This is a genomic window from Bradyrhizobium oropedii, assembly GCF_020889685.1.
GTDB lineage: Bacteria > Pseudomonadota > Alphaproteobacteria > Rhizobiales > Xanthobacteraceae > Bradyrhizobium > Bradyrhizobium oropedii.
This window is the reverse complement of record NZ_JACMYO010000001.1, coordinates 186,832-203,105: the sequence shown is the minus strand read 5'-3', so window position 1 is coordinate 203,105 and position 16,274 is coordinate 186,832. Positions and strand designations below refer to the sequence as shown.

General features: G+C 63.6%; 15 protein-coding genes. 2 read left to right on the top strand and 13 right to left on the bottom strand.

What is annotated here, in order from left to right:
• Both H8A95_RS01055 and H8A95_RS01050 read right to left on the bottom strand, forming a co-directional pair.
• A partial coding sequence (locus H8A95_RS01055) for a hypothetical protein (protein ID WP_229181394.1) occupies positions 1-222 on the bottom strand: 222 nt, incomplete at its 3' end.
• A gap of 737 nt (positions 223-959) precedes the next feature.
• On the bottom strand, positions 960-1,667 hold the full coding sequence (locus H8A95_RS01050) for a glycosyltransferase (protein WP_229181393.1): 708 nt from the start codon (positions 1,665-1,667) through the stop codon (positions 960-962).
• An 87-nt stretch (positions 1,668-1,754) separates the two neighbouring features.
• On the opposite strand from H8A95_RS01050, the gene H8A95_RS01045 reads away from it, so the two are divergent.
• A complete protein-coding gene (locus H8A95_RS01045; RefSeq protein WP_229181392.1) occupies positions 1,755-2,162 on the top strand; it encodes a hypothetical protein in 408 nt (135 codons plus the stop codon).
• Here the strand turns inward: H8A95_RS01045 and H8A95_RS01040 are convergent.
• From H8A95_RS01040 to H8A95_RS01015, 6 genes are read right to left on the bottom strand one after another with little or no spacing between them, the layout of a single operon-like run.
• On the bottom strand, positions 2,129-3,058 hold the full coding sequence (locus H8A95_RS01040) for an NAD-dependent epimerase/dehydratase family protein (RefSeq protein WP_229181391.1): 930 nt from the start codon (positions 3,056-3,058) through the stop codon (positions 2,129-2,131). The genes H8A95_RS01045 and H8A95_RS01040 overlap by 34 nt on opposite strands.
• An 18-nt stretch (positions 3,059-3,076) precedes the next feature.
• The gene (locus H8A95_RS01035) at positions 3,077-3,640 is read right to left on the bottom strand and encodes an acyltransferase (protein WP_229181390.1); all 564 of its coding nucleotides are present in this window, start codon (positions 3,638-3,640) and stop codon (positions 3,077-3,079) included.
• The gene (locus H8A95_RS44045; protein ID WP_229181389.1) at positions 3,637-4,536 is read right to left on the bottom strand and encodes a methyltransferase domain-containing protein; all 900 of its coding nucleotides are present in this window, start codon (positions 4,534-4,536) and stop codon (positions 3,637-3,639) included. Before H8A95_RS44045 ends, H8A95_RS01035 begins: the two co-directional genes overlap by 4 nt.
• Entirely contained in the window at positions 4,500-5,588 is a 1,089-nt protein-coding gene (locus tag H8A95_RS01025; protein WP_229181388.1) for a glycosyltransferase family protein, read from the bottom strand. The genes H8A95_RS44045 and H8A95_RS01025 overlap by 37 nt, the downstream gene beginning before the upstream one ends.
• A 3-nt stretch (positions 5,589-5,591) precedes the next feature.
• The gene (gene asnB, locus H8A95_RS01020) at positions 5,592-7,430 is read right to left on the bottom strand and encodes an asparagine synthase (glutamine-hydrolyzing) (protein ID WP_229181387.1); all 1,839 of its coding nucleotides are present in this window, start codon (positions 7,428-7,430) and stop codon (positions 5,592-5,594) included.
• A 2-nt stretch (positions 7,431-7,432) separates the two neighbouring features.
• Entirely contained in the window at positions 7,433-8,986 is a 1,554-nt protein-coding gene (locus tag H8A95_RS01015; protein ID WP_229181386.1) for a lipopolysaccharide biosynthesis protein, read from the bottom strand.
• 298 nt (positions 8,987-9,284) lie between these two features.
• Between H8A95_RS01015 and H8A95_RS01010 the strand changes: the two genes are divergently transcribed.
• Positions 9,285-10,478, top strand: coding sequence for a CaiB/BaiF CoA transferase family protein (locus H8A95_RS01010; RefSeq protein ID WP_229181385.1), 1,194 nt, complete (start codon positions 9,285-9,287; stop codon positions 10,476-10,478).
• Positions 10,479-10,580: 102 nt separating this feature from the next.
• Here the strand turns inward: H8A95_RS01010 and H8A95_RS01005 are convergent, their stop codons facing one another.
• The 5 genes from H8A95_RS01005 to H8A95_RS00985 form a co-directional block, all read right to left on the bottom strand.
• Entirely contained in the window at positions 10,581-12,092 is a 1,512-nt protein-coding gene (locus H8A95_RS01005; protein WP_229181384.1) for a tripartite tricarboxylate transporter permease, read from the bottom strand.
• A 22-nt stretch (positions 12,093-12,114) separates the two neighbouring features.
• Positions 12,115-12,657 (bottom strand): tripartite tricarboxylate transporter TctB family protein, encoded by a 543-nt coding sequence (locus tag H8A95_RS01000; protein ID WP_229181383.1) that lies wholly within the window; start codon positions 12,655-12,657, stop codon positions 12,115-12,117.
• 76 nt (positions 12,658-12,733) lie between these two features.
• A complete protein-coding gene (mtnA, locus tag H8A95_RS00995; RefSeq protein ID WP_229181382.1) occupies positions 12,734-13,831 on the bottom strand; it encodes an S-methyl-5-thioribose-1-phosphate isomerase in 1,098 nt (365 codons plus the stop codon).
• Complete coding sequence (locus tag H8A95_RS00990; protein ID WP_229181381.1) at positions 13,828-14,703, bottom strand: S-methyl-5'-thioadenosine phosphorylase; 876 nt, start codon at positions 14,701-14,703, stop codon at positions 13,828-13,830. Before H8A95_RS00990 ends, mtnA begins: the two co-directional genes overlap by 4 nt.
• Positions 14,704-14,980: 277 nt before the next feature.
• The gene (locus H8A95_RS00985; protein WP_229181380.1) at positions 14,981-15,967 is read right to left on the bottom strand and encodes a Bug family tripartite tricarboxylate transporter substrate binding protein; all 987 of its coding nucleotides are present in this window, start codon (positions 15,965-15,967) and stop codon (positions 14,981-14,983) included.
• Between the last annotated feature and the right edge of the window lie 307 nt (positions 15,968-16,274).

Genomic DNA, 16,274 nt, shown 5'->3' with positions numbered 1-16,274 from the left:
CCGCACGCCCTTCGCGCCATCCAACGTCGGCGTTGACGCCGGTGCCGGATAAGCGCGCTTTTGCTCTCCCGATGTTGCCGCAGATTCCTTTGGCTTGCCGTCTACCGGTTCGGCGTCGGAGCGGGCATCCGGGCCTTGCGCAGTCTTTTCATCGCGCGACGAAGGCCCACCAGCAAGCTCAATCTTGCGATCGGCGCTGTGCACCGGGACAGCAATATTCATTCCAGCACGCCTTTAAAATCACTTCGATGAAAACCCGTGCAACATCCAGTAACTTCACAGCCGAGTCAACAACCTCCACACAGCTGTCAGACCTTTTGTTGAATCGTCACAATAGCGAGCACCTGTAAGACATCCGCTGCTCGATCATGGTCGTCACAACCTGCCGTTGAGCCGAGTGCCCGTGAGGTTCCGAGCCCTGGAACTGCTTCCAACCGAAAGGCGTTTGCACTCCCAGCATCCCTTTTGCCCCTGACGCGCTGAGAGAGATGTCTCGCAAATGCAGCCAATTTGCCCCTCAGAAACATTTGTATACATTTGACCAGCGCCTGCTCCGCGACGCCGTTATCCCCGCACGGTCGCAAGTAGCAACGCCACGCGGAAACCGCATCGCGAGAGGTCGGGGTGCCGGCTTGCTTCGATCAGCGGTGGCCCTCTTTGGCCTCAAGCGATCAGCCTTCCTCCCCCGTAGGACTACGGACGCGCATTGAGAGCTTGTCCTCAACGTGCCGTCGTTTTCAAAGAGCGACGAATTGCCTGTCGTCGGGCGCAAGCATCACATGGCCTGCCGTGGCAAGTTCAGCGTGAAGGACGGGATCGGGTACGTCGATCCAGAATAGGGACGCAGACGCAGCTGCCCCAACCATCCCATTGCGATCCGCAGACCGCCACCAGAGACTTCTCCCTGCCCGTCTTCGCGTCCGGGAACGCCTTGTCCGATCGCTGCTTGCCCCTCGCCTCTATCTTTGGACCGGTTCACCGGCAGCCTGTCGCATCGTGGCTGCAAAGTTTGCCGCGAAGGCGCCGACGCGATCGTCCTGGTGCGCGACGACATCGCGAACGACAAGCCCGTGGGCGTCCCGTGAAGCCTGCATCAGGTGGTCCGCCAGCGCGACCGGATCATCGACGCCGAAATAACGGGCTGCTCCTGAAGTCTGCTCGCGGTGCACGTCGATATCCGACAGGATCATGGGAACGCCGAACGATTTCGCCTCCTCGACGGTCGTGCTCCATCCCTCGAAGCGCGACGGGTTGAGCAGTGCGGTTGAAGCCCGCAACAACGCGTAGACATGCGGCAACGGGATCACGCCGAGGTGCCGGAAGTGCGCTTCGAGGCCACGCTTTTGGACGACGGAATTGACCAGATCATAGTAGCCCGGCTCGCGCCGATCCTCCGTGCTGCCGGAGGCACAGACCACCACGTTGGTGCCGCGTTCTTTCAGGATCGTCAGCGCATCGACCACGAGTTGGTGGTTCTTGTGGCGGTAGAACTGATTGGGCAGATAGAAATAGCTTTCCGGCAGGCCGTAGCTCGCGATTACTTCCGAGGGTGCCGTGTTCGGGAACGCAGCCGGCGGCTGGGTCGCAAAGCGCACGACGCTGACGCGATTTCTTGCATGCGGATAGTAGGCTTTGAAATCCCGGAAGGCGCTCTCGCTGCTCAGCATGATGGTTCGCCCCGACGCGATCTGAACGCGAAAGCCGATCTCGCGGCGCCAACGCGCCGTCGTTGGAAACAGCTGAGGCAGCGAACGGTGCTGCAGGTCCGGAATCCACGCCACCGCCGGGATAGCCAGCCGCCAGCCGAAGAAGCGCGCGGCTTCAACAACGACATCGACACGCGCGGCGCGGAACGCCGCCGCGGCTCCGCGGTCCAGACCAAGCCCGAGCGCCGCAGCCAACCCTGGCTGCCCGTCGAATGCTTGCGATCGGACGGCCTCGACACCTGGTATTGCGGCAAGCTCAGCGAGTTCATTCTTGTCGGCTCCAGTCCCGGCAAAGACGACCGGAACGAATTCGCCGGGCAGAAACCGCGCGAGTGCCGCGAACAGATTGCGCTGATAATTGTACCCGCCGGCCCAAAGCCGCCGCGATATATGACCGAACGCGAACCGCAATGGGCGGGACGTCACGAAGCCTGCCCTTTGAACCAGGTCACGTAATCGGCAAGGCCCTGATCGAGCGGAATGCGCCAATCGAACCCGACACGGCGCAGCATTGCATCGTCGGCCAACAGGCTCGCGGGATCACCAGGTCGGCTTATTCCCGAGTACCGCACAACGGTCTTGCTGCCCCACTGCCGGATGAGGCCGGCTGCGATGTCGGCAACGCTGGTCCCGCGGCCTGACCCGCCATTGATGATGCGGAAGGTTTCCTGCGACGACGGTTCCGCGACGCTGGCAAGCAGCCGCGCGACATCGCGAACGTCGGTCCAGTCGCGAATTTCCTTGCCCGTCCCGCCGAGCGTCAGCACCTGCTCCTTGGCTTGCAGCCGCGAGCAAATGTCGAAGAGCAACTGCTTGCGCAGATTGGGTCCATAGACCGAGAACAGCCGCACGACAGTGCAGCGGATGCCGAACGACTGCGCATAGCTCCGGCACAATTGCTCCATCATGGACTTGTGCTGCCCATAGGGCGACATCGGAGTTGGGACGGCACTTTCAGCGATCGGGCCGAAATGGTCGGCTCCATAAACGGCCGCACTCGACGCCGCGATCACTGCGCAGTTCGGCGCCGATCCGCGCAGCCATTCGAGCAGCCGCGCCGTGCTCGCGACAGTCCGCGAAAAATCCTCGAACGGCCGTTCAATCGAGACGCCGACTGACGATCCGCCGGCCAGGTGAAAAAGATGCGTCGGCAGCCCCTGGGCAGCCGCGAGCGCATTGAGATTGGCTGCATCGATCTCACCGTTGATCCAGCTCTGCAAGCCGAGCCGGCGGGCTTCCGTTGCGTCGAGCGCACCGTGACCGACGCCATGCACCGCATGGCCCGCTCCCGCCAGTTGATGCACGAGATGGCGGCCGATGAACCCGTTCGCGCCGGTAACCCAGACGATCATACGATTGACCCAGCCAAACTAAGTTTCGAGGACTGATCTTACAACACGCGCCGGGTTTCCGGCGACGACTGTGTCTTCGGCGACGTCTCCGGTAACCACCGAACCGGCCGCCACAATCGCGCGGGCGCCGATCTGAACGCCCCGCATCAGGAAAACGCCGGCCCCGATCCACGCATCGTCGTTGATCGTGACAGGACGCTCATCGAGATCCAGTTGACGCGGATGCCCCTTGGTAAACATCTCCTGTATCTGTCGGTGACGCGCCGCGTGGTCCACAGGGTGGGTCAGATTGTCGAAGACGTTCACATCGTGCGCGATCAGCACCCGGTCTCCAATTCGCACCGAGCCGGCGGACCATATCCGCGAATTCTCCCCGAGATAACACCACGATCCGATTTCGATCCGGCCACCATGCGCGAACGTCAAAAGCTCGCCCCGGATAATGCTGTTCGCACCAATGACGATGCTGTCACTGTCACCACGAATATTGCGGATGCGTGCAGTCGGCATCAGCCTGGCGTGCGACCCAAGGCGACAGGTCGCGCGCCCAAGCATCCGTTGCAGCCAGTAATCGAGATTCATCGGATCAACTCGATGCAGGCAACGGCACGCGCGCAGCCGGCCCTATCGTCGAGCCGGCCGCGTCCGCTATGCGGGTCGAATGCGGTCGCATTCACAACGTCGGCCTCCGTTGCACGACGCCAGCCGGTCTTTTCGTAGCCGAAGAACTCGAGATCGAAGGACGAAGGCGCAAAAGCGTCGATCAAGGCCTGGATCATCTCGCGGTCGAAGACCTGAAACCAGTCGAAATTGTCATATCGCCCGTATGGCACCGTGATCAGGCATCGTCCGCCGGGAGCTGTGATCCGCCGAAACTCGCGCATCGCATCGGCAAAACCGTGCTTGTTGGTCTCCGACTTGGCCGGATCATCCGTGTAGAGCATGGTGTTGTCCAGTCCGACATGCTCCAGAGTGGATATGCTGACAATGGTGTCGAAAGCGCCATCCTCGAACCTCGTCTTGCGAAAATCACCGAAGACGTAGGAGTAGCCTTGATACCAGTAGCACCGCTTTTCCGGTGCCAATGTCATGATCGTCAGGTCTGCCTTGCGCAGTGGATCGCGACCGAGAATGTAGTCGTGATTCAGTGTCGAGCCCGCATCGAGCATCCGTCCCAGTCGGACGCCATCGCGACGCAACCGGTCGAACAACCAGGGATATTCGACGACCCTCTCATCGATGGCGATGCCGAATCCATCAGGCAGCGGACGCCCCGATTGGACGGCCGCTGTGTCGATCGCGGTCTGAATGCAGTCCCTCTTGCGCGTAAAGTAGCCAACCGACCAGGGCCGGCGTCCTCTCGCGAAGTAGACAGGCAATGCAACCGCGTCAGCCATCTCCTTGATTCTGAAAACCAGACCGTCAACGTGCATGCCTGCTCCTAGATGCGCTCCAAGAGGTTTTGGAATAGGGCCCACTGGCGCTCTTTGCTATACAAATCTCCAACCACTCGCCGCCCCCGCTCGGCCTTCGCCTTCATGTCATCCCAGTCCCGCAGGCAATTCCCAATCTGGGTGAGGCAATCATTGCCCGACTCGTAGACCGCAATCGTCTGTCCGGGATCCATCCCGTCCGGATATCTGCCGGCATCCGACACGAGCAGCGACCCGCAGCCCATTGCCTCGAAGCAGCGCATATTGCCGCGATCGTTACCGGCCATGTCGATCGCGCCGTTGAGCACGATCTTGGCTGATCCGAACAGTTCGTAGAGGTCCCGGCCGAACACGGGCGGCCTTGCGATTCGCGCGATGACGTCGGGTCGCCGGTGTTTCGCGAGCGGCAGCAATCGACCGACCGCGCTTTCGGCGAGCCGTGTCAGCCGCGACGCATCGAGACAGAACACGATGTTGCGATCGGCCGCCAGGGCCGCGACCTGTTCGAGGGTCCTGCCCCGCGCGCTATGATGCCGCGAATATCCACCGACAAACGCCACGTCGATCGGCCGTTCGCCGTGGCCGTATTGCGCCATCACTGGATCGGTGGCGGGGAAGAACAGCTCCGCCCGGCAGCCCTTGCTGCGCCAGGCCTCGAGGATCGAGGGAAAGTTTCCAAGCACCGCGCCATAGGCAGTCAGGTCGGCATTTCCGGAGGGTGCCGCGCGCCAGCACAGTGTCTTCTTCACGCAGCCGGGAAGCTTGGCGACGAACGCACTCGGATAGCGCACCGGATCGAGATTGTAGAACACCTCGGTTCTGTGATGCTCGATCTGCGCCAGCAGAATGGCCTCGAGCGTCGGCGTGCCCTGCATGCCTTGCTCATGCGCCCACTGCCGCTGCAGCGCTTCGTCGTCGCCATTGGTGAAGAAGGCTTCGGATGCCCCGTCGAGCACGGGCTCGAGAATATGCGCTGCGCCAAAGCGATCATGCAGGAACACGTCGCGGCGCGCCGCGAAGGTCGAGGCTTTTGCCGCCAGCTGATTCAGCCGCGGCAGATAAGACGGATAGAGACCGCTATTCTGGAACAGACGCATCGGTTACGCGGCCCTCGCCAACATCCATTTCATGTTCAGGTATGGCCAGATCCGGCCGACGGATTCCCAATCCCAACCCTGCGACGCCGTCAAGCGGCCGACCGCCGTTCGAAGCGGTGCTTCGTCGACGAACTCGGCAAATGCCGGGACATTCCGATCGAGCAATTCCGTGGTCCAGCCCGCCAACGGCCCGTTCAGCCATTCCGGCATCGGCGAGTTGAATCCGACCTTGCGGCGCGCGGTGCGGATGCTTTCGGGCATCAGGTTCGCCATCGCCTGCCGCGCCACCACCTTGGTCATGCCATCGGCCGACTTGCTCGTTTCCGGCAGCGCCATCGTATAGGTCACCAGCCGCCAGTCCATGAACGGCATGCGGACCTCGATCCCGTGTGCCATCGAAAGCCGGTCGAAATTGCGCAGAATGGTTGGCAGCGTGGTCGAGTGAAACATCCGATAGAGACGCCGGTTCAGCGCACCCCACGTATCAGGCAACTCGTCATCCTCGGCGACCAGCGGCAGCGGCGCCGGCATCGCCGTCAGGCCTCCCCGCAGGAAATAGTGCCCTTGACGCCTGATCATCTGCGCCCGCAGAAAGTCGATGCCGCGTTGCGCCAGCTGCGATCGTGACGCGAGCGCGGCGGCGGCGTTGCGGATCCGGAATGCGGTCGACTGCCCCTCCTGCAGGTAGGCGCCCATCAATTCGTCCGCCCCGTGGCCGTCAAGCGACACGGTGACGTTCTGGCGTCGGAGTTCGCGATAGATCAGCCACGGCGCGCTCGGCAGCCCGATATAGACGTCGTCATTATCGTCGAGGATCCGGTCGAGGTCGGTGAGCGCGTCGGAGCGCCCGATCTCGAGAAAGCTCGGCGCCACATCGGCCCACGCGGCCGCTTCCTCCGCCATCGGCCGCTCGTCATTGCTGGCGCCGGGAAACGTCGCGACAAAAGCGTGTCGCCAGGCGGTCGAGTCACGCGGTCCCATGCCGGCCTTCTCATGGCTCGCCATGGCGCAGATCACTGCCGAAGAGTCAAAGCCGCCGGATAGGCAGGTGCCGATCGGAACGTCGCTGCGCATGCGGAGCGCGACGGAATCCTGGAACAGCTCGTGAAAGCGCGCGACGCGTTCGGCTTCGCTATTCGGGATATCAGGCAGGTGATCCACCGTCCGCCACCAGCGGCGCACCTGCACCCGCCCCTGACGCAACCACATGCAGTGGCCGCCCTGGAGGCGGCGCAATTGCGTGAACAGGGTCCGCTCGCTGCCTTCGATGCCGAACGGGTCAAGCAACAGCCGCCGCGCCACGTCGACGTCGAGCGACGTCTCGACCAGCCCGCTCCGCGCCAGCGCGCGCTGCTCGGACGCGAACACGAACCGCTCGGACGACAGCGCGTACAGCATCGGCTTGATGCCGAAGCGATCGCGCGCAAGGAACAGATCGTCCGTGACCGTGTCGTAGATCGCCAGCGCCCACATGCCGTTGAAGCGCAACAGCATGTCCTCGCCCCACGCCTGCCAGGCGGCAAGGATCACTTCGGTGTCGGACTGGCTGCGGAACACCGCGCCCTTCGCCTCGAGCTCGCGGCGCAGCTCGAGGAAGTTGTAGATCTCGCCATTGTAGACGATCACATGGCGGCCATCGCCTGATGCCATCGGCTGATAGCCACCCTCGCCGGGATCGATGATGGCGAGCCGGCGATGGCCGAAGGCGACGTTTCGCTTCGCGTTGAACCAAGTGCCCTCGCCGAACGGACCGCGATGCGCAATCAAAGCGGTGAGCCGCGAGATCTCGGCCGGCTCCACGGGGGCGCCGCGCAGATTGACGATGCCTGCGATACCGCACATGTCTAGACGGCCTTGAAGGGCAAGAAGCGGGTGATGATGATGCGGAGATCCCGCCAGCAGACGGCGCGATAGGGACCCAGCTGCGACACGGCGACGGCCGCGACAAAGATCGCCGCCGCCGACACGCCGTAGAGCGACACCACATACCACCATGACGGCGCGTGGTCGAACGCCACATGGCCAAGCTGGGAGCGCAGCGCCAGCGCAATGGCTATCCCTGTGCCAAGCGGGATCAAGACGAAGTGCACCATCCGTGACCACATCCCCGAAAGCCTGAAGGTACGTCGCAACAGCAGCACCGTGACCACCATCTGGGCGACCATCCCGACGCAGGAGCTCCAACCAGCCGCCTGCCAGCCGAAATACGGCAGCGCAATGGCGCTGGTCGCCAACGTGAAGATGCCCGTGACGAGCGAGATCAGCGCATTGGAGCTGGAGCGCCCCTGCGACAAAAGATAGAACGCGAACACGTTGGCGCTCGACCCCAATATTCCGCTGATCGCGAGCACCACCAGCACCAGCTGCGCCTCGGCGGCGACCTCGGCGCCGGTCCATCGATACAGCAGTGCGCCGGCGACCGGGATCAGGCCGCCGAGCGCGCTCGCGGCCAGTACATTGAGAATCCAGGACGAGCGAAGCAGGAGGTCGACCTTGCGATCGTCATCCTCCTTCTGCAGCGTGCTGAAGAACGGGAACAAGATCTCGCCGATCTTCAGCACACCGATATAGACCGCCTCCTCCAGCCGCTGGGCGACGCTGTAGAAGCCGACGAATTGCGGTTGCAGCAGCGCGCCGAGCAGATAGCGGTCCGCCTGTCCGGCAAACAGCGCGCCGCTTTGTGCCGCAACCTGCCAGCCGCCAAGCTTGACCAACGCGCGCAGCGTACTGCGATCGAGCGCCGGCCGTGCCAGCCAGTCACTGATTGCATGCCGCGACCAGGCGGACGCCATCAGGAGATTCGTTGCGAAGCCCAATGCCTGACAGCCAAGGAAGGTCGAGGCGCGCGGCGCGTACGGGATGAGCAGCAGCATCGACATCGTCGTCACCACAGTGCCCGTGATGCTGATCGACGCGATCCGCCGATAGTCCTGACGCGCCGTGAACAGCGAGAGGAAGACCGCGAACACGCACTGGCACAGCCATCCGGCACCGGCCAAGGCGAAGGCAAGCCCGAGGTCGTCGGCGGCCGGGCCGCCGAGGTGAAATCCCAAGCGCGCGAGCGGCGCGCCAGCAAGGCTGAGCAGGGCTGCGATCAGGCAGCCCACAACGATGGCGAGCGCAAGGGCGGTCGCGAAGAAACGCCGCGCCTCGTCGCGATCGGAGGGTTCCAGCCGTTGCGCGAGCTCGCGCGCGGTCGAAAGGCCGAGCGCATTGCTGAACATCAGCGCCGGCGCGACGCAGGCCGTCACCAGCCCTGCAACACCGAACGCGGCGAGGCCGAGACGGAAAATCACGAATGGGAGAATCGCGAGATTGAGCAGCACCGCGACCGCGAAGGCCATCGCGTTCCATGCCGAATTACCGAGCAGATGGGATGGACCTTTCTTCACCGCCATGCCCGCTTTTGGTCCATCGCCTCGGTACGCCTCAAGTGCCTCTTCCATAAGGGCAAAACCCATTCGGCATGGCGAGGGGCTAGCAGCCGGCGGGGTGATTGTCGAGGGTCGGCGGACGGCCGGGCCGCGCAAGGCAGGTCTAAACGACGGCCAAGGCAGGAGCCGGTCTCCGCGGAACCATGACTGTTTGTTTCCTGCCCAGCTTGTCCTCCCTGTAACAGTTGGAAAGGCCTGCCAAATTGTCTAAGGCAGAGGGGCTGTAGCCCCAGAGCGGCCCGCCAAACAAGAAGGTGTCTCAATGCCCTTTCCCCGCGCATCCCAAGCCCTGTCCCGTTTCACCGTGCTGGATTTGACCCGGGTCCGGTCTGGGCCGACCTGCGTGCGCCAGCTCGCCGATTGGGGGGCCAACGTCGTCAAGATCGATGCACTCCTTGAGGACGGCGGCGGCGAGCAGCCCGGCGGCCCGCGCGGCGGGTCCGATTTCCAGAACCTTCACCGCAACAAGCGCGCCATGACGCTGAACCTCAAGGACCCCAAGGGGCTCGAGGTGTTCAAGCGGCTGGCCGAACAGGCGGACGTCGTGGTCGAAAACTTCCGGCCGGACGTCAAGGCCAAGCTCGGCATCGACTATGAGAGCATCCGCAAGATCAACCCGCAGATCGTCTATGGCAGCATCTCCGGTTTCGGCCAGGACGGCCCCTACCACAAGCGCCCCGGATTCGATCAGATCGCACAGGGCATGGGCGGCCTGATGTCGGTGACCGGCGCGCCCGGCGGCGGACCGATGCGAGTCGGCATTCCCGTCGCCGACCTCACCGCCGGGCTGTTCTGTGCGATCGGCATCCTCACCGCGCTCCTGGAACGCGACGTCTCCGGCGAAGGCCAATGGGTGCAGACCTCGCTGCTGCAAGCGCAGGTCTTCATGCTGGATTTCCAGGCGGCGCGCTGGCTGATGGAGAAGGAAGTGGCCAAGCAGGCCGGCAACAACCATCCGACCTCGATCCCGACCGGCGTGTTCAAGACATCCGACGGCTACATCAACATCGCCACGACCGGCGGGCGGATCTGGGAGCGCTGCGCCCAGGCGATCGGGGCGCCCGACCTGATCACCGATCCCGACTATGCGACCGCACCGGCGCGCTCGAAGAATCGCGACGCGCTGAATGCCAGGATCGACGCGCTTACCGCGAAGAAATCGACCGAGACCTGGGTGCAGGAACTGAACGCCGCCGGCGTGCCGTGCGGGCCGATCTACTCGATCGACCAGATGTTCGAGGATGCCCAGGTCAAGCATCTCGGCATCGCCCAGCATGTCCCCAATGACGAGAACCGCGATATTCAGCTGGTCGCGCAGCCCGTGACGCTGTCGCGGACGCCGAGCAGGATGGCGGCCCGCCCGCCGGAATTCGGCGAGCAGACCGAAGAACTTCTCGCCGAATTCGGCTTCGGCCAGGACGAGATCGCCGAGCTGCGGCAGCGCAAGGTGGTCTAGAGCTCCGTTCCGATCAAATCGGAACGGAGCTCCAGATTCTTGTCTTGACGCGTTTTCTTCACGCGAACCGGTGTCCACTTCGCTCGAAAACGCTCTGGAACCTCACGCCTTTGCCGGCCGCACCAGACGCGCGGCGCCGGCAAAGGCCCGATCGATCACCGGCCAGAACAGCAGCACGATCGCGAGCGTCGTGATGGTGCCGACAAGGCCGTTCGACCAGAACACCTTCATGTCGCCGCCCGAGCCGATCATCGAGAGACGGAACGCGTCCTCGGCCCGGCTACCGAGCACCAATGCAAGCGTGGATGGCGCAAGCGGGATCCCGATCTTCTTGAAGACGTAGCCGACCACGCCGAACCCCAGCATCAGCCAGATATCGAACATCGCATTCTGGATCGCATAGGCGCCGATCGCGCAGGACACCACGATCATCGGCGCCACGGCCGCGAACGGCACGCGCAGGATCGAGGCGAAGATCGGCACCGTGGTCAGCACCAGTACGAGGCCGACGACGTTACCGAGATACATCGAGGCGATCAGGCCCCAGACGAAATCCTTGTGTTCGACGAACAGCAGCGGACCCGGGTTGAGGCCCCAGACCATCAGGCCGCCAAGCAGGATCGCAGCAGTCCCCGAACCGGGAATGCCGAGCGCGAGCATCGGCAACAGCGCCGAGGTGCCCGAGGCGTGGGCGGCGGTCTCCGGCGCGAACACGCCTTCGATGCGGCCCTTGCCGAAACTCTCCTGATCCTTGGCGAAGCGCTTGGCGAGGTTGTAGCCCATGAACGACGCCGCGATCGCGCCGCCCGGCGTGATGCCGAGCCAGCAGCCGATCACGGACGAGCGCAGCAGCGTCACCCAGTATTTCGGCAGGTCCTTCCACACGGAGAGGACCACGCGCAGGCTGATGCCTGCGGCGTGCCCGCGCAGCGCCAGGCGCTCTTCCATCGTGAGCAGGATCTCGCTGATGCCGAACAGGCCGATCACGGCGACGAGGAAGTTGATGCCGCGCAGCAACTCCGCAGAGCCGAAGGTCATGCGCAACTGTCCGGACACCGTATCCATGCCGACGCCGGCGAGCAGCAGCCCGAGCGACATCGAGATGACGGTCTTGTGCTTGGCTTCGCGGCCGAGGCCGACGAACGAGCAGAAGGTCAGCAGATAGACCGCGAAGAATTCCGGCGGGCCGAACTTCAGCGCGAACGACGAGATCATCGGCGCCAGGAAGGTGATCAAGAGCACCGCGACCAGAGAACCGATAAAGGAGGAAGTGAACGCGGCGGTGAGCGCTTCCGCCGCCCTGCCCTGCTGCGCCATCGGGTAGCCGTCGAACGTGGTCGCGACCGACCAGGCCTCGCCGGGGATGTTGAACAGGATCGAGGTGATGGCGCCGCCGAACAGCGCGCCCCAGTAGATGCAGGACAGCATCACGATGGCCGATGTCGGATCCATCGTGAAGGTCAGCGGCAGCAGGATCGCGACGCCGTTCGGACCGCCAAGCCCGGGCAGCACGCCGACGAAGATGCCGAGCACGAGCCCGACCATCATCAACAGCAGCGTCTTCCACGTCAGCAGAACGGCGAAGCCGTGCAGCAGGAGACCGAAGGCTTCCATGGCTCGAAATCCTGTCGGCTAGCTAGCGGCCGAGAGCCGCTTCGAGCGGCCCCTTCGGCATAATGACGTCGAACGCGACGTCGAAGGTCACGAACATCGCGGCGGTGAAGACGAAGGCGGTCAGCAGCGACTTCCATAACGCGATCTTGCCAACGAGACGCATGAAGCCTGCGATCAGGAGAAAGCTCGCGACGTAGAGGCCGAGATATTGGGTGGCGAGGCAGAACAGGAATGTCGGCACGAACACCGCCATCACCCGGCGCAACTGGGCCCGGGTGACGAAGGTCTCGGCAGCCTCCCGGCGCGAGACGAAGGCGGCGCCCAGGCCATAGAGGCTGGCGGCGCCGAGAATCACCGAGAGATAGAACGGAAAATAACCCGGCTGCGGCCCGGTCGAGTCCCACGAGGCGCCGGTGCGCCAATTGTCCCAGCCGAGCACCGCGGCGAGCGCAAGCAACAGCAGCGAGACGACGACATCGACGACGCCGGTCGAGACGACGGCAGGCGAATTTTCTTCAGGCGCGGTCGGATCGTCGACGACGATCTCAAGTTCGGTGTTGGACATGGACGAGACGGTGTGGGTTGCAAGGGCAACGATTGGGATAGCGTGCAGATACAATCGCCGTCAATGCAGCCTTCAGCTAACTGGAACGTTCGGGAAATGCGCGCGCAAGCGCAGCACGATTCGCATCGAGGACGCCACGCTCGGTGATCAATCCCGTCACCAGCCTCGCCGGTGTGACATCGAAGCCGAAATTGGCGACCGTTGAGCCGTCCGGAACCACGCGCACGGTCTCGATCCGTCCATCCGCCGTCCGCCCGGTAAGGTGCGTAACCTCGCTTGCCGCGCGCTGCTCGATCGGAATCTGCCTCACGCCATCATCGATACTAAAGTCGATGGTCGGCGACGGCAGCGCAACATAGAACGGCACGCCGTTGTCGTGTGCCGCGAGCGCTTTCAGATAGGTCCCGATCTTGTTGCAGACGTCGCCATTGGCGGCAACGCGGTCGGTGCCGACGATCGCCAGATCGACCATGCGATGCTGCATCAAATGGCCGCCGGTGTTGTCGGGGATCACGGTGTGCGGCACGCCGTGGTGACCGAGTTCCCAGGCTGTGAGCGAGGCGCCCTGATTGCGCGGCCGCGTCTCGTCGACCCAGACATGGACCGGAATGCCACGATCATGCGCCTGATAGATCGGTGACGTCGCCGTCCCCCAATCAACGGTTGCAAGCCAGCCGGCATTGCAATGCGTCAGCACGTTCACCGGCTCGCCCGGCTTCTTAGTCGCGGCGATCGTCTCGATCAGGCCGAGCCCGTGGCGGCCGATCGCGCGGTTGATCTCGACGTCCTCATCGGCGATCTCGCGGGCGCGGGCATAGGCTGCCTCTACGCGAGCTGACGCGACGAGCGGCGCGAGCGCGCGCTGCATCTCGTCGATCGCCCACTTCAGATTGATCGCGGTGGGCCGGGTCGCAATCAGCATCTTGCCGGCGCGGTCGAGCGCGGCATCGGACGCGTCGGCACGCATCGCCAGCGCCATGCCGTAAGCCGCGGTGGCGCCGATCAGCGGCGCGCCGCGGACCAGCATCGAGCTGATCGCCTCGCCGGCCTCATCAGCGGTGGTGAGTTTGGCGACGACGAACTCATGCGGCAGCCGGCGCTGATCGATCGCGCCGACCGACCAGCCGTCGGGCTCGAGCCAGATGCTGCGAAAATGCCGACCATCGACCTTCATTTGCGCAAGACCCTTCCGGCCACGGCATCGAGTTTGGCAAGCAATTGGGGATCGCGCGCTGTGGGCGCCGTGATCAGCGCGGTGTCCAGCGCGCGGTCCGAACCGATCGGACACGGCTCGTGCTCGCGCGGAAAATCCCGCGCCAGCCGCGCGACCAGCGCCTTGGCCTTCTCGGCGTTCGAATTCAGCACGCGGATGATATCCTGCACAGTCACCGCATCATGCGCCGGGTGCCAGCAGTCGAAATCGGTGACCATCGCCACGCTGGCGTAGCAGATCTCGGCCTCGCGGGCGAGCTTGGCTTCCGGCATGTTGGTCATGCCGATCACCGAATAGCCCTGCGCCTTGTAGGTCAGGCTTTCCGCGAGCGAGGAGAATTGCGGACCTTCCATGCACAAATACGTGCCGCCGCGCGCGAACGCGATCGCTTCCGCTTCGGCCGCGGCGGCGAGATGTTTCACCAGCAACGGCGACACCGGATGCGCCATCGACACATGCGCGACGCAGCCTCTGCCGAAGAACGAGCTCTCGCGCTTGTGGGTGCGATCGACGAACTGGTCGACCAGCACGAAGGTGCCCGGCGGCAGCTCCTCCTTGAACGAGCCGCAGGCGGACAGCGCGACGAGGTCGGTGACCCCTGCCCGCTTCAGGACGTCGATATTGGCGCGATAGTTGATGTCGGGCGGAGACAGCGCATGTCCCGGGCCGTGTCGCGGCAGGAACACGATCGGCAGGCCGGCCATCTCGCCACGGCGCAACATCGCTGACGGCTCGCCCCACGGGCTCGTGATCGCCTCTTCGCGGACATTTTCCAGGCCCGGCAGGTCGTAGATGCCGGATCCGCCGATGATCCCGAGAACGGCTTTGGTCATGATTGCTCCTCACGCTCCCGCAACGGCGCCTTACTGCGGCGCAATATCGATGGCGTGACCGCGCGATGCAAGGCGATTCCGAGCGGAAGGTAAAGCAACCAGGGATGCGTAGCGCACGTCGAGCCAGCGCCGGCGGCCATTTGCTCCGTCATTCCGGGGCGATGCGAAAGCATCGAGCCCGGAATCTCGAGATTCCACAATTCGCAATTGCGAATTAGGGTTCACGCTTCGCGGGCCCCGGAATGACGAAGCATGGGTGGACGGCAAACCACGACCACTACTTCGCGACGAAGCCCGCCGCATTCATCAGCGAGGTATTGAGCTTGTCGTCATCCTGCAGGAACTCGACCATATCCTTGCCGGTGAGGAAGATCGGCTTCAACGCCTGCTTCTCCATGTAGTCCTTGTATTCGGCCGTCTGCGTCACTTTCTGGAACAGGTCGACATAGAACGCCTGCTGCTCCTGCGTGACCTTGCCGGGCAAGAACATCGCGCGCAGCATCAGATACTGCACGTCGAGCCCCTCTTCCTTGCAGGTTGGGATATCGTTCCAGGATTGCGTGTCGGTGACCTTGGTCTTGTAGGAGATGCGCTCCTTGTCGAACACGCAGAGCGCGCGAACCTGTCCGGCGCGCCAGACCTCGAGGTTTTCGCTGGGATTGTTGACGTTGGACTCGGTGTGGCCGCCGACCAGCTGGGTCGCGGCCTCGCCGCCGGATTTGTACGGCAGATAGGAGAATTTCGCGCCGGTCTTCTGCTCCATGAACACGGTCAGCACGTGATCCTCGCGCTTGGAGCCGGTGCCGCCCATCTTGAACGGCGCGCTCGCCGCCTTGGCGGCATCGATGAACTCCTTCACGGACTTCGGGCCGGATGCGTTGTCCCACAACACGAACTGGTCGAGCGCGATCACCGAAACCGGCGTGAGGTCGTGCCAGTTGAACGGAATCTTGGCCGACAGCGGCAGCATGTAGATCAGCGAATAGGCGATCAGCACCTTGTTGGGATCGCCCTCGCTGGACTTCATGTACATCAGCGCTTCGGCACCCGACGCGCCGCCCTTCAGCGAGACCACCATCGGCTGCTTCATCAGATTGTTCTTCTGGATCGCCGCCTGCATCATGCGCGCCATCTGGTCGGAGGCACCACCGGCGCCGGCCGCAACCACGATCTCGACCGGCTTGCTCGGCTCCCAGCCGGCGAAGGCCGGCGTGCTCAGCAAGAGGGCCACGATTGCAGCCGTGGCTTTCACAATCTGTCCCACGTGTTTCTTCCCTATCTATTTGTTCGGCTTGGCAAAACCTGCGAAGCGGCGGGTGCCGTCATTGTGCCGAGAATGACGGTGAGTTCAAGCCGCCGAACTGCCGCACGGCGTATGACTTTGGAATGAGGCGGGCGCAACGTTGCGAGGAGCAGGCCGCGTAAGATAGCCAAGGCGCGCCGCCTATTCGCTGTCGTCCCTGCGAAAGCAGGGACCCATAACCACAGGCGTTCGTTGTTGAAGCGAGCTGTGGCTCCAGCGCCATTCAACAATGGCCTTTGATGGTTATGGGTCTCGGGTCGCGCGGAGC